Annotated in this window: 20 protein-coding genes; 12 read left to right on the forward strand and 8 right to left on the reverse strand. The window is 47.8% G+C overall.

Going from position 1 to position 20,910, the window contains the following annotated elements:
- Window positions 1-34: 34 nt before the first annotated feature.
- Window positions 35-511 carry a ribonuclease HI gene (gene rnhA, locus M2404_RS00245; protein WP_259237430.1) on the forward strand — a complete coding sequence of 159 codons (477 nt, stop codon included), beginning with the start codon at window positions 35-37 and terminating at the stop codon, window positions 509-511.
- 254 nt (window positions 512-765) lie between these two features.
- Here the strand turns inward: rnhA and M2404_RS00250 are convergent, their stop codons facing one another.
- Complete coding sequence (locus M2404_RS00250) at window positions 766-1,350, reverse strand: glutathione peroxidase (RefSeq protein ID WP_259237431.1); 585 nt, start codon at window positions 1,348-1,350, stop codon at window positions 766-768.
- A 181-nt stretch (window positions 1,351-1,531) separates the two neighbouring features.
- On the opposite strand from M2404_RS00250, the gene M2404_RS00255 reads away from it, so the two are divergent.
- Window positions 1,532-2,572: a glutathione synthetase gene (locus tag M2404_RS00255; RefSeq protein ID WP_259237433.1), complete on the forward strand. Its 1,041-nt coding sequence runs from the start codon at window positions 1,532-1,534 to the stop codon at window positions 2,570-2,572.
- An 87-nt stretch (window positions 2,573-2,659) separates the two neighbouring features.
- A complete protein-coding gene (locus M2404_RS00260; protein ID WP_259237434.1) occupies window positions 2,660-2,854 on the forward strand; it encodes a PA3496 family putative envelope integrity protein in 195 nt (64 codons plus the stop codon).
- A 53-nt stretch (window positions 2,855-2,907) separates the two neighbouring features.
- Here the strand turns inward: M2404_RS00260 and fabB are convergent, their stop codons facing one another.
- The gene (gene fabB, locus M2404_RS00265; RefSeq protein WP_259237435.1) at window positions 2,908-4,122 is read right to left on the reverse strand and encodes a beta-ketoacyl-ACP synthase I; all 1,215 of its coding nucleotides are present in this window, start codon (window positions 4,120-4,122) and stop codon (window positions 2,908-2,910) included.
- 175 nt (window positions 4,123-4,297) lie between these two features.
- Between fabB and mnmC the strand changes: the two genes are divergently transcribed.
- Window positions 4,298-6,181 carry a bifunctional tRNA (5-methylaminomethyl-2-thiouridine)(34)-methyltransferase MnmC2/FAD-dependent 5-carboxymethylaminomethyl-2-thiouridine(34) oxidoreductase MnmC1 gene (mnmC, locus tag M2404_RS00270; protein ID WP_259237437.1) on the forward strand — a complete coding sequence of 628 codons (1,884 nt, stop codon included), beginning with the start codon at window positions 4,298-4,300 and terminating at the stop codon, window positions 6,179-6,181.
- Between the two features lie 104 nt (window positions 6,182-6,285).
- Window positions 6,286-6,612 carry a hypothetical protein gene (locus M2404_RS00275; protein WP_259237439.1) on the forward strand — a complete coding sequence of 109 codons (327 nt, stop codon included), beginning with the start codon at window positions 6,286-6,288 and terminating at the stop codon, window positions 6,610-6,612.
- A gap of 19 nt (window positions 6,613-6,631) precedes the next feature.
- Here M2404_RS00275 and M2404_RS00280 read toward each other — a convergent pair whose 3' ends face one another.
- Complete coding sequence (locus M2404_RS00280) at window positions 6,632-7,501, reverse strand: flagellar protein MotY (RefSeq protein ID WP_259237440.1); 870 nt, start codon at window positions 7,499-7,501, stop codon at window positions 6,632-6,634.
- A 133-nt stretch (window positions 7,502-7,634) separates the two neighbouring features.
- On the opposite strand from M2404_RS00280, the gene rnt reads away from it, so the two are divergent.
- Window positions 7,635-8,303, forward strand: a complete 669-nt coding sequence (gene rnt / locus M2404_RS00285) for a ribonuclease T (protein ID WP_259237442.1) — start codon at window positions 7,635-7,637, stop codon at window positions 8,301-8,303.
- A gap of 85 nt (window positions 8,304-8,388) precedes the next feature.
- Here the strand turns inward: rnt and M2404_RS00290 are convergent, their stop codons facing one another.
- Window positions 8,389-8,730 carry a Grx4 family monothiol glutaredoxin gene (locus tag M2404_RS00290; protein ID WP_215396409.1) on the reverse strand — a complete coding sequence of 114 codons (342 nt, stop codon included), beginning with the start codon at window positions 8,728-8,730 and terminating at the stop codon, window positions 8,389-8,391.
- Between the two features lie 239 nt (window positions 8,731-8,969).
- Between M2404_RS00290 and sodB the strand changes: the two genes are divergently transcribed.
- The 4 genes from sodB (at window position 8,970) to M2404_RS00310 (ending at window position 14,546) form a co-directional block, all read left to right on the forward strand.
- Window positions 8,970-9,554 carry a superoxide dismutase [Fe] gene (gene sodB / locus M2404_RS00295; protein WP_068232260.1) on the forward strand — a complete coding sequence of 195 codons (585 nt, stop codon included), beginning with the start codon at window positions 8,970-8,972 and terminating at the stop codon, window positions 9,552-9,554.
- A gap of 228 nt (window positions 9,555-9,782) precedes the next feature.
- The gene (locus M2404_RS00300) at window positions 9,783-11,705 is read left to right on the forward strand and encodes a PrkA family serine protein kinase (protein WP_259237451.1); all 1,923 of its coding nucleotides are present in this window, start codon (window positions 9,783-9,785) and stop codon (window positions 11,703-11,705) included.
- A gap of 17 nt (window positions 11,706-11,722) precedes the next feature.
- Window positions 11,723-12,991 (forward strand): YeaH/YhbH family protein, encoded by a 1,269-nt coding sequence (locus tag M2404_RS00305; RefSeq protein WP_259237453.1) that lies wholly within the window; start codon window positions 11,723-11,725, stop codon window positions 12,989-12,991.
- 28 nt (window positions 12,992-13,019) lie between these two features.
- Window positions 13,020-14,546 (forward strand): SpoVR family protein, encoded by a 1,527-nt coding sequence (locus tag M2404_RS00310; protein WP_259237455.1) that lies wholly within the window; start codon window positions 13,020-13,022, stop codon window positions 14,544-14,546.
- On the opposite strand, the gene M2404_RS00315 is transcribed toward M2404_RS00310, so the two are convergent.
- Window positions 14,532-15,515 carry a sensor domain-containing diguanylate cyclase gene (locus M2404_RS00315; RefSeq protein WP_259237457.1) on the reverse strand — a complete coding sequence of 328 codons (984 nt, stop codon included), beginning with the start codon at window positions 15,513-15,515 and terminating at the stop codon, window positions 14,532-14,534. The genes M2404_RS00310 and M2404_RS00315 overlap by 15 nt on opposite strands.
- A 2-nt stretch (window positions 15,516-15,517) precedes the next feature.
- Window positions 15,518-16,534 carry a response regulator gene (locus M2404_RS00320; protein ID WP_259237458.1) on the reverse strand — a complete coding sequence of 339 codons (1,017 nt, stop codon included), beginning with the start codon at window positions 16,532-16,534 and terminating at the stop codon, window positions 15,518-15,520.
- A gap of 128 nt (window positions 16,535-16,662) precedes the next feature.
- On the opposite strand from M2404_RS00320, the gene tpx reads away from it, so the two are divergent.
- Both tpx and M2404_RS00330 read left to right on the forward strand, forming a co-directional pair.
- Window positions 16,663-17,283, forward strand: coding sequence for a thiol peroxidase (gene tpx, locus M2404_RS00325; protein ID WP_259237460.1), 621 nt, complete (start codon window positions 16,663-16,665; stop codon window positions 17,281-17,283).
- Window positions 17,284-17,468: 185 nt separating this feature from the next.
- Window positions 17,469-17,936: an Hsp20 family protein gene (locus tag M2404_RS00330; RefSeq protein ID WP_259237462.1), complete on the forward strand. Its 468-nt coding sequence runs from the start codon at window positions 17,469-17,471 to the stop codon at window positions 17,934-17,936.
- Window positions 17,937-18,009: 73 nt separating this feature from the next.
- Here the strand turns inward: M2404_RS00330 and adk are convergent, their stop codons facing one another.
- Window positions 18,010-18,654: an adenylate kinase gene (adk, locus tag M2404_RS00335; RefSeq protein WP_215396415.1), complete on the reverse strand. Its 645-nt coding sequence runs from the start codon at window positions 18,652-18,654 to the stop codon at window positions 18,010-18,012.
- A gap of 239 nt (window positions 18,655-18,893) precedes the next feature.
- Entirely contained in the window at window positions 18,894-20,825 is a 1,932-nt protein-coding gene (locus M2404_RS00340) for a methyl-accepting chemotaxis protein (RefSeq protein WP_259237466.1), read from the reverse strand.
- Window positions 20,826-20,910: the final 85 nt, after the last annotated feature.

Raw genomic sequence — 20,910 nt, forward strand, 5'->3', positions numbered from 1 at the left:
GATTATACGCCGTTTTGGTTTGAGGAAAGGCTTTATGCGCAAAACAGTTGCGATCTATACCGATGGCTCCTGCCTGGGTAACCCCGGCCCGGGCGGCTACGGTGCTGTACTGATTTATAAACAGCATCGCAAAGAGTTAAGCGGCGGCTATAAACTTACCACCAATAACCGGATGGAGTTGTTAGCTGCAATTATTGCGCTGGAGAGTTTAAAAGACAGCTGCAATGTAGATTTAACCACCGACAGCCAGTATGTGCGCTTAGGTATTACCCAATGGCTGGCAGGCTGGAAGCGTAATAACTGGAAAACCAGCCAGAAGCAGCCGGTGAAAAACCAGGATTTATGGCAGCGGTTAGATGCTGCTGCAGCTGCACACAGCATTAATTGGCACTGGGTAAAAGGCCATGCCGGCCACCCGGAGAACGAGCGTTGTGATGTTTTAGCCCGCAGCGCAGCAGAGGCAAAACCCACTACTGTGGATACGGCGTTTGAGTTGAGCCAGAAGGCATAGCACCAGAGAAATTCTGCTTCGGCTGCTAAGATAATCAACTGCAGTCGCAGCTACCCCGTCAACTGCTTGCGCTGCAACGATATACGGCAGTCAACTGCGGCTGGAACCTCGATTTGGTTATCACAGAGTGTCTGAGCGAACGCGCCAGCGTGAGCGAGTTGCTGTGATAAGCCAAAGCGAGTGTTGCAGCAAAAGCAGTTGACCTACGACTTACTTGCCAGCTTTTACACCCGCAAAAGCAGTTGACCTACAACTTACTCGCCAGCTTTTACCGCAGGCTCAGCACCGGCATTAGCCGCCAGCATTTTTTCCAGCTCAGCAATAAAGGCCTTATCATCCGGCGCGGTACGGCTACCAAAATGTTTTACCGTTTGCTCGTCGCTGCTTACCAGATACTTATTAAAATTCCAGCTCGGTGCTTCCCCGGTTTTGGCAATCAGCGCTTTAAATACCGGGTTGGCGTCATCGCCTTTTACTTTAGAGCTGGCAAACATCGGGAATTTTACGCCGTAAGTTAAATAACATACCTCTGCGGTTTTTTCGGCATCGTCATATTCCTGCATAAAACTGTCTGACGGAAACCCCAGAATCACTAACCCTTTGTCCTGATACTTTTGATACAGCGCCTCAAGGCCTTCAAACTGCTTGGTAAAACCACATTTACTGGCCGTATTCACCACCAGCAGGGTTTTGCCTTTATAGCTGTCGCACAAATCTACGCTTTCACGCGTATTTAACTGTTGCATAGAATGGCCGAGAATTTCACCACATTGGTTAGCCATGGCTGGCATGGCCAGTAAACCGCAAGCTAAAGCTACGGCGCTTAGTAATGTTTTCATGTTTATCTCCTGTAGGGTTCTTACTTAAGTAAACAACTGTTACGCAGCATAACCTAAAGCCGATCTGTTTGCGCAAAGCGATAAAAATTCACGTGTGTTTTTTTGGCTATCCGCTATCATCCGCTTCCTTTTTTTGGCGGCTCTCGTATGCTTAGCCAGAACGGCTTATACAAGGATTGCTATGCGCATTTGTTTTTTAATGTACCCGTGGGACAAAGTTTACCCCGAAGGCGACAGCACCATCCGGATGATCCACGAAGCGGTCAACCGCGGCCATACGGTAGCTATTACCCATGCGACTAATTTAACCGTGCGCGACAGTATCGCCCAGGCATTTTGCAAAGTGTTTGTTAAAGGCCAGAAAGTGTCCAGCAATATTGCCAGCTTTTACCGCAACGCACAGTTTAACCAGCAGAAATTACCGCTGGCAGCCTTTGATGCTATTTTTATCCGCTTAAACCCGCCGCTGGACCCGATAGTACTGAATTTTTTAGATTCAGTACGCGAAGACACCTTTATTATGAACGATTTAGACGGTGTGCGGATTGCCAATAATAAAATGTACACCGCGTCTTTGCATGACCCGGACAACGAGTTTATTCCGGTAACCCATGTGTCGAAAAACAAGGATTACCTGGCACGGGTACTGGCAGAGTCACCCAACGATAAAATGATTTTAAAACCCCTGAATGGCTATGGTGGTAAGGGTGTTATTTTGCTGGAAAAATCGGCCGCGCAAAGCGCCCGCTCGTTACTGGATTTTTATATTGGCGATACCGAGCGCGGCAACTACGTTATTTTGCAGGAATATGTTGAAGGCGCTGAACTGGGCGATATTCGTATTTTAATGCTCAACGGCAAGCCTATAGGCGCTATGCGCCGTATTCCGCCTGCAGATGATGTGCGATCTAACGTACATGCCGGAGGCACTGTGGTTAAACACCAGCTAACCGAACAGGAAAAGCGCCTATGTGCACATATAGGCTCTAAGCTTGCCCGTGACGGTTTATTTTTTGCCGGCATAGACGTAATTAACGGCAAACTGATTGAAGTAAACGTAATGAGCCCCGGCGGCATAGCCCGTATTAACCGGTTAAATAGCGTGCGTTTGCAAGAAAAAGTAATTGATTTTATTGAGCATATGGTAAGCAATAAAACCCAGTTATCGCCACGTAAGCAGGTGTTCAGGCCACTGCTGAGCGAAGCGGAAACTGTTATTTGAAAAATTTTTATCGTCGGTAAAAAAATAATTCACTGTTTAAAACCGGTAAATCTCGGTAAATAAGCAAAAAAAATCTGAGGTGCGCTTATGTCACAGGTAGAAAGCAACGATTTTGAACTGGATGACTTAACGGATGACGTTGAGATCGTCAAAGATTTATCGCCAAAAGACAGCAAAACAAAACAAAAACTGGAAGCCCGGCGCCGTATAGATGATCTGCTGGAGCAAAAGCGTTTGCGCCAGTTACTGGATGACTGGGATCTGGATGATACCGAAGCATAAAAAACGGGCGCCTGAGGCGCCCGTTCTGCTATTTGTATTGGCTGTCGTGGCTATTAGCCACGATACTTTTGCATCACTAACGTAGCGTTAGTACCACCAAAACCAAAGCTGTTCGACATCACGGTATTAAGCTCAGCCGGAGTGGCTTTAGTAACAATATTCAGCCCTTGTGCCGCTTCGTCCAGCTCGCCGATATTAATGGAAGGCGCAATAAAGCTGTGCTTCATCATCAGCAGTGAATAGATGGCCTCATGTACGCCTGCAGCACCCAGTGCATGGCCGGTCATCGCTTTGGTTGCGCTAATAGCAGGTGATTTACCGGCAAACACTTCCTGAATAGCCCCCAGCTCTTTTACATCACCTACCGGCGTGCTGGTGCCGTGGGTATTAACGTAGTCTACCTGAGCAGTGACATTTTGCATTGCCATTTGCATACAACGCACAGCGCCCTCACCGCTTGGTGCTACCATGTCATAACCGTCAGACGTTGCGCCATAACCGGTTACTTCAGCATAAATAGTGGCACCACGGGCTAAGGCGTGCTCCAGCTCTTCAACCACTACCATGCCGCCACCGCCGCTGATAACAAAACCATCGCGGTTCGCATCATAAGTACGTGATGCCAGCTCAGGAGAGTTATTGTACTTGGTAGACAGCGCGCCCATGGCATCAAACTCCATGGCCAGCGTCCAGTGCACTTCCTCACCGCCACCGGCAAATACCACGTCTTGCTTACCCAGTTGAATAAGCTCTACCGCGTGACCGATACAGTGTGCACTGGTGGCACAGGCCGAGCTGATAGAATAGTTAACGCCTTTAATTTTAAATGGTGTTGCCAGACAGGCCGAACAGGTACTGGACATAGTTTTTGGCACCGCATAAGGGCCAACCCGCTTTACACCTTTTTCACGCAGAATGTCTGCAGCTTCTACCTGTACTTTAGACGAGGCACCACCCGAGCCTGCCACCAGGCCAATACGCGGATGCGAAATCTGCTCTTCAGTAAAACCGGCGTCTGTTATGGCTTCCTGCATAGCAAGGTAAGCATAGGCTGCGGCATCACCCATAAAACGCATAGCTTTACGGTCAATCAGCTCACTGGGTTCCAGTTTGATATTACCCCATACCTGTGAGCGCAGGCCCAGCTCAGCAAATTCTTCTGACCGGGTAATACCTGAACGCCCGGCCTGTAACGAGGCCAGTACTTCGTCTTTGTTATTACCAATACTGGACACAATACCAATACCTGTGATTACCGCTCTTTTCATGCTTTCTCCATCGACCAGCCAATTGCCGGCAAGGTTAAAATAATACTGTGCGCTATTGTACGGACTTTGTTCTGCAAAGTGGTCAGCTTTCAGCGCACACTTGTACTCTGTTTTCAATTTTGCGATAGCTTAGGGTAAACTACAAGCCGAATATTGTGGTGGACCCGCCTTACTTATGTCTCAGCTTACACACGCCAAAATACATTTTAATGAACAAGGCACACCTGTGGCGTCAGATTTTGACGACGTTTATTTCTCCAATGACGGTGGCATGGCCGAAACCGATTACGTTTTTTTGCAACAAAATGGCTTGCCACAGCGCTGGCAAAGCCATCCGGCAGCCGCTTTTCACATTATTGAAACCGGTTTTGGCACCGGTGCTAACTTTCTGCTGAGCTGGCTGCGTTTTCGTCAATACCGCCAGCAGTTTCCTGACGCGCCCTGCCAACGCCTGTATTTCAGCAGTTTTGAAAAATTCCCGTTAAGCCATGCCGATTTAACTCAGGCACTGGCGGTACATACCGAGCTTAAACAGCAGTGCGGGCAACTGCTGCAAGCCTATCCGCCGTGTGTTGGCGGTTGTCACCGGCTTAGCTTTGATAACGGCAGCATAATACTGGATTTGTGGTTTGGTGATGTAAATGCGCTGCTGCCAGAGCTTAATGCCAAAGCAGATGCTATTTACCTGGATGGTTTTGCTCCCAGTAAAAACCCGGATATGTGGCAGCCGCAGCTGTTTACCGGCCTGGCCAGGCTAAGTGGCAACGGCAGCACCGTAGCAACCTTTACCTCTGCCGGGGTGGTAAAGCGTGGCCTGCAGCAAGCTGGTTTTACGGTAAGCAAAATTAAAGGTTTTGGCCGCAAGCGCGAAATGCTAACCGCTACTATGCTAACGGATGCTGCCCTTCCTGTAACAGCGCCCGCCCCAGTAGCAGCACCTGCAGCGCCAGAGCATGAAGTTACTATTCTCGGCGGCGGCATCGCATCGCTTTGCACCGCTTTGGCACTAACGCAGCGCGGTGTTGCCGTGCATCTTATTTGCGAAGATGACATGGTGGCACGCCAGGCGTCCCAGAACCGCCAGGGTGCTGTGTACCCCAACCTGCATACCAATCTGACCGATGACAGCCAGTTACATGCGCAGGCTTTTTTGTTTGCCCGGCGCTTTTATCAGCACTGGCAAAAACAAGGGCTGAGTTTTGCTATGGACTGGTGCGGCCTGCTGCATCTTGCCAGCAATCCGCAGTTGCAACAGCGCCAGCACAAGCTAATGGATAAAGCACTATGGCCGGCTGAACTGGTACAGGCCGTTAATGCCAGCGAAGCCTCTGCTATTGCCGGGCTTGAACTGCCCCACAGCGGCATTTATTTACCGTTGGCTGGCTGGCTAAGCCCGCAGCAGTTTTGTTTACAGGCACTGCAATACTTACAACAACAAAGGTTATTTCGCTTTAGCGCTGATTGCAAAGTGCAGGCAATAAAGCAATACAACAGCGGATGGTTGTTAGATAGCAGCGCAGGAGATATACACTCAGCCATTTTAGTGCTGGCCTGTGGCAGCAAACTGGCAGAATTTGCGCCCACGGCACAGTTGCCACTGAATAAAATCCGTGGTCAGGTCAGTTATGTGCAGGCCAGTACAATGGCCCCCCTTAAAACAGTACTGTGCCACAAAGGTTATATTACGCCGCAGTGGCAAAACCTGCACAGTGTTGGCGCTACCTTTGACCGCAGCGCAACAGAGGCTTTTATCAGTGAGCAGGATAACAGCGAAAATGTAGAATTGGTGCGCCAGCAACTGCAGCAGCCTGCCTGGTTTGCTGACGCTAAAGTAAGCAGTGCAACAGCGGCATTTCGTGCCACTTTGCCGGATCATCTGCCTGTGGTTGGCCCACTGGCGAATCAGCAAAACCTTTACCTGATTGGTGCCATGGGTGCCAGAGGTATTATGCTGTCGCCATTGCTGGCTGAGCTTTTAGCCTGCCAGATTTGTGCTGAACCGCTGCCGCTAACACAGCAGTTGTGTAAGCGGCTGGCCTCTGACCGGTTTTCAGCTTAAGCACCAGCGTACAGCCCTACAGCAGAGGGCTGTATATTACCGGGCAAAGGCAATAAAAGTTTGCTAAGGTAGCGCTGGGTCGTCAATAAAAGTAAGGACAAAACATGCGTCTAGCCGTTTTATTATGTCTGGCGTTATTGAGTTACGGGCAGAGCGTTGCCGCTAAAGATTTTTACCAAATCCCGCTGCCGGAAGATGCCCGTGAATTTGCCCGGCTTGACAATAAATTGCCAGCGGTGCTCAGTTACTTCAGCCAGCAAAGCAACACCGCACTGCGCGATTTTTATATTCAGCAACTGGGGCAGCCCAATTCAAGCCAAACCCGGTATGGCCGTGAACATTTATACTTTACCCTGAATGGCAACCAGGTACGGGTGCTGATTTCAAGCCGTGATAACTGGCGCCAGGTTGATGTGATGGTGCAAAACTAAACCGGTTAAAGCTTCTTGGTTAAGGCTTAGTCAACTGCAGCACTACCCTGCGGTTTTGTTTACGCTCCAGCGCAGTATCGTTTGGTGCGACGTGGCGGCGTTCACCAAAGCCTTCTACCTGAACTTTATCTGCGCTTAGCCCGGCGGCAACAAAAAAGCTTTTTACTTTCTCTGCCCGTTTTACCGATAACTGCTCGTTCATCCAGCGCCCGCCATAACTATCGGTGTACCCCTGAATTTCAACATAGTCGATATCCTGATCATACTTCAGGTATTCAGCTATTTGTGCCAGCCTGCGCTCAGATTCCCGGGTTAACTGGTCACCACCGCTTTCATATCGCAGTACCGTAAAAGCAATATCATCAAAGCCATACGGCAATAAACGCGACACGCACTGATTAAACTGATGGTAATTTGCCGGAAACTGCACCGGGTTCATCGCGGCTACCACTTTGTCGTAAGGGCTGTACCAGTCACTGAAGTAAAACGTCGGGCTAAAACCCTGCTCCAGTTCTGTCAGTAACGTCCAGGCTGTTTTTTTCGGTAGATCGCCATTGTATTGCTTTAACAACTTCATACTGGCCACTGCTTTAGCCGGCGTGCCCGGCCGCCAGGCCGGTGGTACTGACAACACCTCAGCTAAGCCGTAGTTATCAGGCAGACGTAGCATTTGTAACTCAAAATCTAAGTTCAGCCCTTTGCTGGCTACACTGCGAAATACCGCCTGGCCAAACTGCGGAATTTCGTGCTGCAGCTGACACTCCAGCGGGGTGTTTTTACTTAGCTGCCACACTGATTGCTCAATACTGGCAGAATATTGACGCAGTTGTGGCTGTGCCAATACGCTGGTACTGCACAACAGGCTGCTGATCACTAATAAAGTTCGCATTTTCTGGCTTTCCACCACTGTCGGTAAGCAATTTATGACAAATTGGCTTTATGTTAAGCAAACACTATGCCGCAACAAGACGCTGAAGCAATTCTTTGGCATAATAGCCGCTGATTGGCAAACTGGCGATGTTATGACACAACCAAGATCACAGCTGGCACAACGCTTCCGCGGTTACTACCCTGTAGTTATCGACGTGGAAACCGCAGGCTTTAATGCAAAAACAGATGCTTTACTGGAAATAGCCGCCACCTTGCTGGATATGGATGACAACGGCAATTTAATTCCGCTGCAAACGCTGCATTTTCACGTTGAACCCTTCGAAGGCGCTAATCTGGATGCCAGCTCATTGGCCTTTAACGGTATAGATCCGTTTAACCCATTGCGTGGCGCAGTGTCAGAACGTGAAGCTATTACAGAAATATGTAAAGCCGTGCGCAAAGCGCAAAAAGACGCCGACTGCCAGCGCAGTGTTATCGTGGCGCACAACGCCGCCTTTGATCAGAGCTTTTTTAACGCCGCCGTAGAAAGGCTTAACTTTAAACGCTCACCTTTTCATGCTTTTGTGTCATTCGACACCACCAGTTTGTCGGCATTAGCCCTGGGACAAACGGTGCTTGCCAAAGCCTGCCAGGCTGCAGGTATTGAATTTAACAACAAAGAAGCACACAGCGCTTTATACGACACTGAACGTACTGCCGAGCTATTTTGTTATATTGTAAACAGTTGGAAACAGCTGGGCGGTTGGCCGCTGGCGCAAGCACTGGAAGAGGCCAGCGAAGAAACATCTGAGCAGGTGTAAATCTTAAGCTGCCAGAGCGCAGCATAGCCAGCAAAATATAAAGGCCGCAATAAGAAGCGGCCTTTATATTTACTACCACAAGAGTTTACTCTGCTGGCGTATCGGTTTTATGTTTAGCGGCCGTTTCTTTGATCAGCGGCTGCAGCTCACCACGCTGAAACATCTCCAGCACGATATCACAACCACCAATCAGCTCACCCTCTACCCACAGCTGTGGAAAAGTAGGCCAGTTGGCATATTTTGGCAGTTCAGCACGGATGTCCGGGTTTTGCAGAATGTCTACAAAAGCAAATTGTTCACCACAGGCAATCAGTGCCTGTGAAGCCTGCGCCGAAAAACCGCAGCTTGGGAATTTAGGCGAACCTTTCATAAATAACAGAATTGGGTTCTCAGCAATTTGCTGCTTAATTTTATCTAACGTTTCCATTAACACCTCACACCATAAGCATTTTCAGATTGGCAGACATTTTACGCTGTTCTGTCGTAACTGGCACTTGAGATCTGAGAAAAAATCCCCACCTCTGTTGCTACGACCTTAAGCGCTGATTATCACAGCCGACTACACTGGATCAGCCAATAAGCAATACTGTAAAACTTGAGTATTTTAGTCAGGTTTTGTAGTCTACGCCATGCAGACATCATAAACAACGCCAACGGAGAACAACAATGGCCTTTGAATTACCAGCATTACCTTATGCAAAAGACGCGTTAGCGCCACACATTTCCGCAGAAACTCTGGAATACCATTACGGCAAGCACCACAACACCTACGTGGTAAAACTAAATGGTTTGATTGAAGGCACGCCTTTTGCCGGTAAATCACTGGAAGATATCGTTCGTACCTCTGAAGGTGGCATTTTCAACAACGCAGCTCAGGTATGGAACCACACTTTCTACTGGCACTGTTTATCACCAAATGGTGGTGGCGAGCCAACAGGTGCACTGGCCGACGCTATCAATGCCAAATGGGGCTCTTTTGCTGCATTTAAAACCGCCTTTAACGACAAAGCCGTGAACAACTTTGGTTCAAGCTGGACCTGGTTAGTGAAAAAAGCTGACGGCAGCCTGGATATCGTTAATACCAGCAACGCTGCTACACCATTAACCGATACCAGCGTAACGCCGGTAATGACTGTAGATTTATGGGAACACGCCTACTACATCGACTACCGCAATGCCCGCCCTACTTATCTGGATGCATTCTGGGCACTGGTTAACTGGAAATTTGCCAGCGAAAACTTTGCCAAGTAATACTTAACTGTATTGAACGAGCCCGGCATATGCCGGGTTTTTTGTCTGCCCAGCTTTACACTTTCATGTAATAAGCCAACTAAACCTGTTTACGCCCGGCAACGATAGCCTAAAGAAATTTATAGATTTTTCTGTCAATTAGTCAGGCGGGAATCCGCTTTACTGTCTAACCTTAAGATAACAGCTTGGCTGCCACCCTTTCCCGATGTTTAAAAGCTGGAGGTGCATATGAGTATTTTCGAGCACTATAAATCACGCTACGAAGCTGCGAAAGAAGAAGAATATAGCATCCAGGAATTCCTGGCGTTATGCAAAAACGATAAAAGCTGCTATGCCAGTGCAGCAGAGCGTTTATTGCTGGCTATAGGTAAACCTGAACTGACCGATACCGCGCAAGACCCCCAGTTAAGCAGACTGTTCTCAAACCGGGTCATAGCACGCTATCCGGCATTTTCTGAATTTTATGGTATGGAAGATGCCATCGAACAAATTGTGTCTTACCTGAAGCACTCGGCGCAAGGGTTGGAAGAGCGTAAACAAATTTTATATTTGCTTGGCCCGGTGGGTGGTGGTAAGTCGTCACTGGCTGAAAAGCTGAAACATTTAATGCAGCAAATTCCGATTTATTATTTAAAAGGCTCGCCGGTGTACGACCATCCGCTGTGCCTGTTCGACGTTAACGAAGATGGTAATATTCTGCAGCAGGAATACGGCATTCCTAAGCGCCACCTGCGTAACATTATGTCGCCCTGGGCCAGCAAGCGGCTGCACGAGTATAACGGCGATATCAGCCAGTTTAAGGTAGTAAAAAAGTATCCTTCTATATTGGATCAACTGGCTATTGCCAAAACCGAACCCGGTGATGAAAACAATCAGGATATTGCCTCACTGGTAGGTAAAGTGGATATCCGCCAGTTGGAACATTTCGCCCAGAATGACCCCGATGCCTACAGTTACTCCGGTGCACTTTGCCGCGCTAATCAGGGCTTGATGGAATTTGTTGAAATGTTCAAAGCGCCGATAAAGGTACTGCACCCGTTACTGACCGCAACGCAGGAGGGTAACTACAATGGTACCGAAGGCTTAGCGGCGTTGCCGTTTGACGGCATTATACTGGCACACAGCAACGAATCTGAGTGGCAAACCTTTCGCAATAACAAAAACAATGAAGCCTTTCTTGACCGGGTTTACATTGTAAAAGTACCTTACTGCCTGCGGGTTAGCGAAGAAAAACGTATTTACCAGAAGCTACTGGAACACAGCGAGCTGAATACTGCCCCTTGTGCGCCGGGCACCTTAAGTTCTCTGGCCCAGTTTGCTGTGTTATCCCGGTTAAAAACCCCCGATAACTCCAGCATTTACTCCAAAATGCGGGTTTATGACGGTGAAAGCTTAAAAGATACCGATCCTAAGGCAAAATCGTATCAGGAATATCGTGACTACGCCGGGGTTGATGAAGGCATGACAGGCTTATCTACCCGTTTTGCATTTAAAATTTTATCGCGGGTATTTAACTTTGATAGCACTGAAGTGGCCGCCAACCCGGTGCACTTGTTTTATGTACTGGAACAGCAGATAGAGCGTGAGCAATTCCCTGCCGATGTAGCAGAGCGCTACCTGGAGCATTTAAAAGGTTATTTGATCCCCAAATACATTGAGTTTATCGGCAAAGAAATTCAAACCGCGTATTTGGAATCCTATTCCGAGTATGGGCAGAATATTTTTGATCGTTACGTGATTTATGCTGATTTCTGGATCCAGGATCAGGAGTATCGTGATCCGGAAACCGGCCAGCTATTTGACCGCTCAGCCCTGAACGCCGAGCTGGAAAAAATTGAAAAACCTGCAGGCATCAGTAACCCGAAAGATTTCCGCAATGAAATAGTTAACTTTGTGCTTAGAGCCAAAGCGAAAAACAACGGCAAAAACCCAACCTGGACCAGCTACGAGAAGCTGCGCACTGTGATAGAGAAAAAAATGTTCTCCAGCACAGAAGAGTTGTTGCCGGTTATTTCGTTTAACGCCAAAACCTCAACCGATGATCAGAAAAAACATGATGATTTTGTCAACCGGATGATGGAAAAAGGCTATACCCGTAAGCAGGTGAGATTGTTGTCAGAGTGGTATCTGCGCGTACGTAAATCGCAGTAACGTAAGCCGGAGGTAGTATGGCGCACTTTATAGACAGACGGCTCAATGGCAAGAATAAAAGCGCGGTAAACCGCCAGCGCTTTATTCGCCGCTACAAGCAACAAATTAAAAAAGCAGTATCGGATGCCATTAGCAAGCGCAGCGTTACCGACATTAGCAGCGGTGAAAATGTCACTATACCCAGCAAAGATATTACTGAGCCGTTTTTTCATCAGGGTAAAGGCGGCCGCAGACAAATAGTGCATCCGGGCAATGATCAGTTCAGCCCGGGCGATCGCATTAAGCGGCCACAAGGCGGTGCAGGCCAGGGCGGAGGTACAGGCGATCCAGCCAATGACGGCGAAGGCAGCGACGATTTTGTCTTTTCTATCTCCAAAGATGAATATCTGGATCTGTTATTTGAAGATTTAGAGCTGCCCAACCTGCGAAAAAACCAGTTAGATAAACTGGTGCAATACAAAAATGTACGGGCTGGTTACCGCTCTGAAGGTGTGCCAAGCAACATTGATATAGTGCGCTCGTTACGCGGCTCTCTGGCGCGGCGTGTTGCCATGACTGCCGATAAAAAAGCCCGGCTGCGTGAACTGGAGCAGCAGCTGAGTGCGCTGGAGCGTGAACCGGTGCCGGATCAGCAAATGTTGCGCAGTATTATTAACGAGATTGACGCACTAAAACAACGCATTGCTGCCGTGCCTTTTATCGACAGCTTTGATTTACGCTTTCGTAACTTTCAAAAACGGCCGGAGCCAACCAGCAAAGCCGTAATGTTTTGTCTGATGGATGTATCCGGCTCTATGGACCAGGCCACCAAAGATATGGCCAAGCGTTTTTATATCCTGCTATATCTGTTTTTAAGCCGCAGCTACAAAAATGTCGAAGTGGTGTATATCCGCCATCATACCCAGGCTAAAGAAGTGGACGAGCAGGAGTTCTTTTATTCACAGGAAACCGGCGGCACCATAGTGTCCAGCGCAGTAAAACTGATGTATGACATAGTGCAGGAGCGCTACAACCCGGTAGAGTGGAATATATATGCCGCCCAGGCATCTGATGGCGATAACTGGACTGACGACAGCGCTCCCTGTGCCGAGTTGCTGGCTAACAAGTTGCTGCCGCTACTACGTTACTATGCATACATTGAAATTACGCCCAGAGCCCACCAAAGCCTGTGGCAGGAATATGAAAAGCTGCTGCCGGTGCATGACAATTTTGCCATTCAGCATATTAAAGAAGTCAGTGATATTTACCCGGTGTTTCGCGAGCTGTTTAAAAGGCAAGCCGCTTAAACGCAATTGACTTTGCAGTGAGGTTTTTATGGCCAAAGCAAAAACGAAAATAAACTCTTGTTTACCAGATGGCCCGGACTGGACCTTCGAGCTGCTTGATGCCTATCATCAGGAAATTGCCCGTGTTGCAGCACACTATAAGCTTGATACTTATCCTAACCAGATTGAAGTTATTACCGCAGAGCAAATGATGGATGCTTATTCCAGTGTCGGTATGCCGCTGGGTTACCATCACTGGTCTTATGGCAAGAAATTTATCCAGACCGAGCAAAATTATAAGCGCGGCTATATGGGCCTGGCCTATGAAATAGTTATTAACTCCAACCCGTGTATTGCCTACCTGATGGAAGAAAACACTATTACCATGCAGGCGCTGGTGATGGCCCATGCCAGCTACGGCCACAACTCTTTTTTTAAAAATAATTACCTGTTTAAAACCTGGACCGACGCCGGCTCTATTATCGACTACCTGGTGTTTGCCAAAAACTATATCAGCCAGTGTGAAGAAAAGTATGGTATCAGCGACGTAGAAGATATGCTCGACTCCTGCCATGCGCTAATGAACTACGGCGTAGACCGCTATAAAAGGCCGCAAAAGATCTCTCTGGATGAAGAGCAAAAACGCCAGCACGAGCGCGAAACCTATCTGCAGTCTCAGGTAAACGATTTATGGCGCACCATACCGGTAAAAACTGCCAGTACAACACAGCATAAAAGCCGTTTTCCGTCAGAGCCGCAGGAGAATATCCTCTACTTTATTGAAAAAAATGCCCCGCTGCTAAAACCCTGGCAGCGTGAAATTGTGCGGATAGTACGTAAAATTTCGCAGTATTTTTATCCGCAAAAACAAACGCAAGTAATGAACGAGGGCTGGGCCACATTTTGGCATTACACTATTTTGCAGCACCTGTATGATGAAGGTAAAGTCAGTGACCGTTTTATGTTGGAGGTTTTGCACAGCCATACCAATGTGGTAGCACAGCCGGAATACAACAGCAAATATTACTCCGGCATTAACCCCTATGCGCTGGGTTTTGCCATGTTTACTGATATCCGCCGCATTTGTGAAGCGCCCACAGCCGAAGATAAAGAGTGGTTTCCGGATCTTGCAGGCAGTAACTGGCTGGAAACCCTGCACTTTGCTATGCAGAACTTTAAAGATGAGAGCTTTATCAGCCAGTATCTGTCGCCTAAAGTGATCCGTGATTTTCACTTATTTGCCATTGTCGATGATGACGAAGAAGGCAGTTTAGAAGTGGCTGCCATTCACAATGCCGAGGGTTATCAGCGCATACGGCAAATGTTATCGCAGCAATATAACCTGAGCCAGATAGAACCGAATATCCAGGTGCATAATGTCGACTTAAACGGCGACCGCTCACTAACACTACATTATGTACCACAAAACCGTATTCCTTTGGCAGGTAGTATGGAGCATGTACTTAAGCACCTACACCGCTTATGGGGTTTTACCGTTTATCTGGAACAACAAAACGCTGATGGCAGTACAGAGTTACTGCACAGCTGCCCTGAACCTGCACTACTTGGCGGTTGAGTATTCGTCTAACGGGCTGTAGCAGGTAACTCTGTTGCGCCCGCCGGCTTTAGAGCGGTACAAAGCTTTATCTGCCGCCTCCAGCCATTGGCGGTAGTTTGCCATGTTTTTATTGTGTTCAGCCAGGCCGATGCTAAGCGTTACCTTTAATATCTGGCTGTTGTATTTAATCGACAGTTGCTCAACTGATTTACGCAGCCTTTCAGCCAGGTGAGCTGCCTGCTCCAGATTGGTTTCCACTAATAAAATGGCATATTCTTCACCGCCGTAACGGCCGGCAATATCAGTAGCTCTGAGGGTTTTGCGCACTGCATCTGCAATTTGCTGGATCACTGCATCGCCGGCAGAATGACCGTAAGTATCGTTAACACGTTTAAAGTGATCAATGTCGCACATCAGCAGAGTGCTTTGGTGCGGGTAACGCTGCAAACGCTTATATTCCTGGTCCAGGCTTTCTTCCCAATGACCGCGGTTAAATAGCTGGGTAAGGAAATCGGTTTTTGACAGTTGCTGTAAACGGCCGTTCATCGACTCTAACTCTATACGGCTTACAGCCACATCAGTGACATCATAAATGATAAAACACAGGTGGGTTACCTGGCCGCGCGCGTCTGATAGCGGAAAAATAGTACAGTTCTGATACATATATTCAGCACTACCGGTAATAGGCCGGTAATTACGGAATTTAAAAATATAAGGCCGTTGCTCCCAAATTGTAAAAGCCCGGTTTTTCAACAGGATAACCGGATCACATTTACGCCGTAACCAGTCCTCATCAATTTCAGAGAATAAGTCAAACAGGTAACTGTCACGCACCTGGCGTGGCGTTAAGCCACTATGATTTTCCATAAAACCATTCCACACCTGAATACGATAGTCGCAATTTAACACGACAAGCCCGACATCAACGGTCTGGAACATATCCATCAGCCAATGGATCTCAGATACCTCAATCGCTGTTTCTGACATCACTACTCCTCCAGCAAGAAAGCAACTTTATAATTCAGGGTTTTCAGGCTGTCCTCCGTAAAAAGTAATAATAAATCGCAATTGATATTATAGTTTTCAATACCATAACTTACTTCTATTGCCAACGTTTTACGCCAGCGCTTGGCATTGGCTCTGATCAACTCGCTAACCGGTGCATGCTGCCCCAGCACTACCGGATGCCCCTGGCTGAAACTCATATCAATTTGTTCTGCTAATCCTTTAAGTACGGCGCCGATCAGTATGTTGGCAATATCCATCAGCAATTCCAGCTCAACTTTTACTGTCAGCGCACCTTGGTAATTCATTAGCCGGGCAATATCTTTAAAGCTGGAGTCATTCAGTATCAGCAGTGCCTCACCCGATACACCACCACCGATAAAGCCCTGGCACACAGCTGACGTAGAAGACTCCTGCTCTACTGATGCCAGCGCCATATGCAGTTCACTGACTTCGATTAGATTCACATTCGGGATAGGTAGTTTTACAAATACATTTAACAACCGTGCCAGCAAATTACCGGCTTGCCCCATTGCCACGTTGGTCAGCTCTTGCAATACATCACGCATTTCCGCACCAAGCTCTGCAGTAACCGGGCCCGCTTTTTTATTGCTGCCGGTTTCTGCAGGTACTGTATGAGCAATAGCATGTTGCTGCATAAGCTGCCGGATCTTCCCGGCGTCTACCGGCTTGCGGATAAAATCGAGAGCGCCCAGGCTTTTTACCCGCTCAAAGGCTTCAGGCTGCACATCGCCGGACACCACAACAACCCTGACATTCAGCTGGCGTTTTTTCAGTTCAGCCAACACTTCGTAGCCATCCATCACCGGCATGTTTAAATCAAGGAAAAACCAGTCAATATTGTGCTGCAGCAAGGCGTCCAGCGCTTCAGCGCCATGGCCGGCAAAAAATAAGTTCGCTTGCCACTCTTGTGGTAGTATTCTGGCTAATTGTTTACGGGCCAGATTAGAATCGTCACAAATTAATACCGCAGTGGTCATCGGCTTCTCACTTCGTACAGGCTTCATTTCAGTCTAGACTGAAATACTCGGTTCGTGCATCAGGCACGGAAATATGTTGTGTGCCAGCTGATTACTATTACGCCAACTATATTAACAGGAGCTATATCATGTCTGCATTATCTTTTACCAGCCGTAAATTAGTCATAGCAGGCTGCTTACTCAGTTTAAGCACTCTGGCTGGTGCGGTAGATCTGCAGGAAAGGCTGCCCGAACGCCTGAGTAAAGTTAAAGCGGGAGAGCAACAAATTGTCTTGCTGGGTAAAAAAGCTGAAGTAGGAAAAAAAGCCCCGGCCTTTAAAGTCGTTGACGCTGGTTTTAAGCAAACAGAGCTGAAAGATTTTAAAGGCAAAACTGTGCTGATAAGTGTAGTACCCAGTGTAGATACCGGCATTTGTTCACTGCAAACTAAACGCTTTAATACAGAGGTAGCTAAACTACCTGAAGATGTAGTGCTGCTGACTATTAGCACCGACCTGCCCTTCGCGCAAAAACGCTATTGCCAGCAAGAGCAAATTGACAAACTGGTAGTACTGTCTGATGCCGTATGGCGTGATTTTGGCAGTAACTATGGTTTGTTGATTAAAGATATGGGCTTGTTGACACGTACCGTACTTATTATCGACAACGAAGGCAAGCTGGTATACCAGCAAATGGTAGATGAGCTGGCAAAAGAACCTGACTATGACGCTGCGCTAAATGCGCTGCAGCAGATAATCAGCAAAAGCTGACAAGGTACCCGGGCCGGTATTAAAAAATATCCGGCCCAAAACTTGAAATTTTACTGACCGACCTTATTAACAGTGCAGGTGGCCGGATACGGCACCTGAAAGTGACCAGCCGCTGTGCTGGTTAAGTTAAATGCCCGTTCAACCGAAGGGCAACACAACACCTGTTTGCTAATGAGGAATTGGTTATGACAAATATTGATTTAACTCCGTTTTACCGCTCATTTATTGGTTTTGATCACCTGGCTAATTTAATGGATGCCGCTGCACGCAATGAAAAGCAGCCCGCTTACCCACCATACAATATCGAAGTAACCGGCGAGGATCAGTACCGTATTACCATGGCAGTTGCCGGCTTTGACGAGCAGGAGCTGAGCATTGAAACCGAACATAACACCTTGCTGGTTAAAGGCCAGAAAGCCGGTAAAGACGATGGTCGCCGTTTTGTGCATCAGGGTATAGCAGAGCGTAACTTTGAACGCAAATTCCAGTTATCAGACTATATCAAAGTTACCGGTGCCCATATGGCTAATGGTCTGTTGCATATAGAGCTGGTGCGTGAAGTACCTGAAGCTTTAAAGCCACGTAAAATCAGCATTGGCAGTAGTACTGCACAAACGCCTACGCAATTATTAAATGCTGAAAAAGTTGCTTAACTGCAACCTTATTTAGGCCACAAAAAAGCCCTGAATAATCAGGGCTTTTTGCTGTATGGCGGCGTTTGCTGTATTAGCTTAGTAAGCTGGCCAGCTCACTGGTAACAGCCTCAACGGCTTTAGTACCATCAATATGATGATAACGGGTGTTACCCGCTTCAGCCTCAGCGCGGTAATAACCAACCAATGGCTCTGTCTGTTCGTGATAAATAGCCAAACGCTTACGCACTGTTTCTTCTACGTCATCAGCCCGGATCACCAGCTCTTCGCCGGTAACATCGTCTTTGCCTGCCGTTTTTGGCGGATTGTAGCGAATATGGTAAACACGGCCTGATGCAGGGTGTACACGCCGGCCACTCATACGCTCAACAATGACTTCATCCGGTACATCAAACTCAATAACATGATCAATCACAATGCCTTTTTCTTTCATAGCATCGGCTTGCGGAATAGTACGTGGGAAGCCATCCAGCAAAAAGCCTTTGCTGCAATCCGGCTCGGCGATGCGCTCTTTTACTAAACCGATAATGATATCGTCTGATACCAGTTGGCCCGCGTCCATTACCTGCTTCGCCGCTAAACCAAGTTCAGTACCGGCTTTAATAGCAGAGCGCAGCATATCACCGGTAGAAATTTGTGGAATGCCATATTTACTCATTAAAAACTGAGCCTGAGTTCCTTTTCCGGCACCAGGGGCACCCAACAAAATTATGCGCATAGCAACACCCTCATGTTCTGGGATTGATCCATTAATAATAAAGGCTGGATCTTTACATAATGTGCTGCCTGAAACAAGAAGTTTGTCTTGCCATGCCAACTGGTCTGGCTATTTCATTGGCTTTTAGTCGTACAGCTGTGTAAAGACGGCTCTCTCTACGTTTTTTTTGCTCAAACTTCAGAAAATAGCAGTTTTTCTGCCAGATAAACCCCGCTTATATCGACTAAAGTTGTAATAGATTAAACCCTGAACTGCGCCACCAGGCCTTTCAGTTGCTCAGCCAAACCGGCCAGTGACTCACTGGCTTGTGTAGACTGAGTAACATTATCAGCCGTTTGGTAAGCAACATCGCTTATGCGGTGTAAATTCTTATTCAGATCGCGAGATACGGTAGTTTGCTGTTCGGTTGCACTGGCAATTTGCTGGGCGGTGTCATTAATCAGTGATACCGCGCTACTGATACAGGTTAACGCTTCACCAGCCTTACCTGCCTGCTCGGCTGTTTTACGGGTTGCCAGCTCGCTTTTGTTAGTTGCCTGCACGGCGTTATCAGTGCCGCGTTGCAGTTTCTCAATCATTTGCTGTATTTCAGTGGTGGAGTCTTTGGTGCGGCAGGCCAGCGTACGCACTTCATCTGCTACCACAGCAAAGCCCCGGCCGGTGTCACCTGCCCGTGCCGCTTCAATAGCAGCATTTAATGCCAGCAGATTTGTTTGCTCAGCTATGCTTTCAATTACCTGCAAGATACTACCGATGCGGTCGCTGTCTTGTTTCAGGTGGTTAATAATATCAGCCGCCCGGCTTACTTCTTGCGATAACAACGACAAATCCTGCACTGTTTGGCTAACAACCTGTTGCCCCTGCTGCGTTTCTTTTTCTGCTGCATCAGCAGCTCCCGCAGCCTGCTGGGTATTGCGCGACACCTCCTCCAATGAGGCTGTCATCTGGTTCATTGCCACTGCTGAGCTGCTAATTTCGCTGTTCTGTAGTTCAATGCCTTGCTGGGTTTGTTCATTAATTTGCGATAGCTCGGTGGCGGCAGCCGCAACCTGATCAGAGTAATCACGAATTTGCAGCAACATAGTACGCAAATTCTGCTGCATAAGGTGGATAGATGCCAGTAAGCTTGAGCTGTCGCCTGCTTTAAGCTCAACATCTGCGGTAAGATCGCCATTGGCAACCTTATGTACAATATTAGCGGTGTAGCCTGGCTCGCCGCCCAAAGTACGGGTAATACTGCGCACCAGGCTGATACACACCACCACAGCGATAATCAGTACCACTGACGAAATAAGCACCAGCGTCCAGAGCATTTCCTGAACCTCGCTGAGCGCTTCCTGCTCGCGGCTTTCTAAAACCAGGCCCCAGCCTAACATCGGGATGTAGCTGTAACTGCCGATCACAGCGATTCCGGCCGCATTGTTGTATTGGCCAACATTACTTTGTTTTTGCCGTATCGCATCTGCCGCTGCCGTTTGCAGTGCCTGCTCAGTATCACGGATTGAAGCAGCAGGTGTAATGGCTTTGCCCTCACCGTCCAGCAGATAAACCTCGGTATAATCGTTACGGCTCAGTTCATTCACTTTGCTAAACACAGTGCTTAGCTGCACCGCCCCGCGCATTACCGCAACAATCTCATTATTATGCCGCACAGGGATAGCAATAGTGCTGATACGGTTACCGGTAGCCCGCGATACTATCGGTTGCGAAAATGTATCTTGCCCGCTTATAGCCTGCTTAAACCAGTCACGGTCTGCCACATTAAAATCATTTGCCTCAGTACTGCTAAGTAGCCGGGCCTGGCCATTGGCAAAGCTTACGCCAGCCATGCCTCTGCCTGCAGCCGATACCAGAAAGATCGTATCATAATAGCCTTGTGCCTGGACCAACTGTAGCATCAGCGTGCTGACATCGCTTAATTGCAATTGCTGGCTTTGTGGCAGTTTAGCCAGGTAACGCATTTCGTCCTGACGTACCAGCAGCCAATCGGTAAATGCCTCAGCGTTAAGTTCGCTGGTAGTTTGTAAGCTATTGACCACGGCACGGGTTTGCGAATTACGGTATTCAACAAATACCAGGCTGGTTAGTACCAGAATAGACACAAGCAGCAAGCTGACCATAATAACAGTAAGCCGACTGCCAAAACCCATATTACGCCAGAAATCAAACATATACTGCTCCTTGCTAACTTACCGGTAAGCTGTTGAAAGTATAGAAGCAGATTAAAATATAGATAGGATAAAGGCTGAAGAAACT

The organism is Rheinheimera pacifica (assembly GCF_024809855.1).
Lineage (GTDB): Bacteria > Pseudomonadota > Gammaproteobacteria > Enterobacterales > Alteromonadaceae > Alishewanella > Alishewanella pacifica_A.

What these genes read in the sequence shown, in the direction of transcription:
- rnhA (WP_259237430.1), top strand. Translation starts at nt 35, where the DNA reads ATGCGCAAAACAGTTGCGATCTATACCGATGGCTCCTGCCTGGGTAAC.
- M2404_RS00250 (WP_259237431.1), bottom strand. Translation starts at nt 1,350, where the DNA reads ATGAAAACATTACTAAGCGCCGTAGCTTTAGCTTGCGGTTTACTGGCC.
- M2404_RS00255 (WP_259237433.1), top strand. Translation starts at nt 1,532, where the DNA reads ATGCGCATTTGTTTTTTAATGTACCCGTGGGACAAAGTTTACCCCGAA.
- M2404_RS00260 (WP_259237434.1), top strand. Translation starts at nt 2,660, where the DNA reads ATGTCACAGGTAGAAAGCAACGATTTTGAACTGGATGACTTAACGGAT.
- fabB (WP_259237435.1), bottom strand. Translation starts at nt 4,122, where the DNA reads ATGAAAAGAGCGGTAATCACAGGTATTGGTATTGTGTCCAGTATTGGT.
- mnmC (WP_259237437.1), top strand. Translation starts at nt 4,298, where the DNA reads ATGTCTCAGCTTACACACGCCAAAATACATTTTAATGAACAAGGCACA.
- M2404_RS00275 (WP_259237439.1), top strand. Translation starts at nt 6,286, where the DNA reads ATGCGTCTAGCCGTTTTATTATGTCTGGCGTTATTGAGTTACGGGCAG.
- M2404_RS00280 (WP_259237440.1), bottom strand. Translation starts at nt 7,501, where the DNA reads ATGCGAACTTTATTAGTGATCAGCAGCCTGTTGTGCAGTACCAGCGTA.
- rnt (WP_259237442.1), top strand. Translation starts at nt 7,635, where the DNA reads ATGACACAACCAAGATCACAGCTGGCACAACGCTTCCGCGGTTACTAC.
- M2404_RS00290 (WP_215396409.1), bottom strand. Translation starts at nt 8,730, where the DNA reads ATGGAAACGTTAGATAAAATTAAGCAGCAAATTGCTGAGAACCCAATT.
- sodB (WP_068232260.1), top strand. Translation starts at nt 8,970, where the DNA reads ATGGCCTTTGAATTACCAGCATTACCTTATGCAAAAGACGCGTTAGCG.
- M2404_RS00300 (WP_259237451.1), top strand. Translation starts at nt 9,783, where the DNA reads ATGAGTATTTTCGAGCACTATAAATCACGCTACGAAGCTGCGAAAGAA.
- M2404_RS00305 (WP_259237453.1), top strand. Translation starts at nt 11,723, where the DNA reads ATGGCGCACTTTATAGACAGACGGCTCAATGGCAAGAATAAAAGCGCG.
- M2404_RS00310 (WP_259237455.1), top strand. Translation starts at nt 13,020, where the DNA reads ATGGCCAAAGCAAAAACGAAAATAAACTCTTGTTTACCAGATGGCCCG.
- M2404_RS00315 (WP_259237457.1), bottom strand. Translation starts at nt 15,515, where the DNA reads ATGTCAGAAACAGCGATTGAGGTATCTGAGATCCATTGGCTGATGGAT.
- M2404_RS00320 (WP_259237458.1), bottom strand. Translation starts at nt 16,534, where the DNA reads ATGACCACTGCGGTATTAATTTGTGACGATTCTAATCTGGCCCGTAAA.
- tpx (WP_259237460.1), top strand. Translation starts at nt 16,663, where the DNA reads ATGTCTGCATTATCTTTTACCAGCCGTAAATTAGTCATAGCAGGCTGC.
- M2404_RS00330 (WP_259237462.1), top strand. Translation starts at nt 17,469, where the DNA reads ATGACAAATATTGATTTAACTCCGTTTTACCGCTCATTTATTGGTTTT.
- adk (WP_215396415.1), bottom strand. Translation starts at nt 18,654, where the DNA reads ATGCGCATAATTTTGTTGGGTGCCCCTGGTGCCGGAAAAGGAACTCAG.
- M2404_RS00340 (WP_259237466.1), bottom strand. Translation starts at nt 20,825, where the DNA reads ATGTTTGATTTCTGGCGTAATATGGGTTTTGGCAGTCGGCTTACTGTT.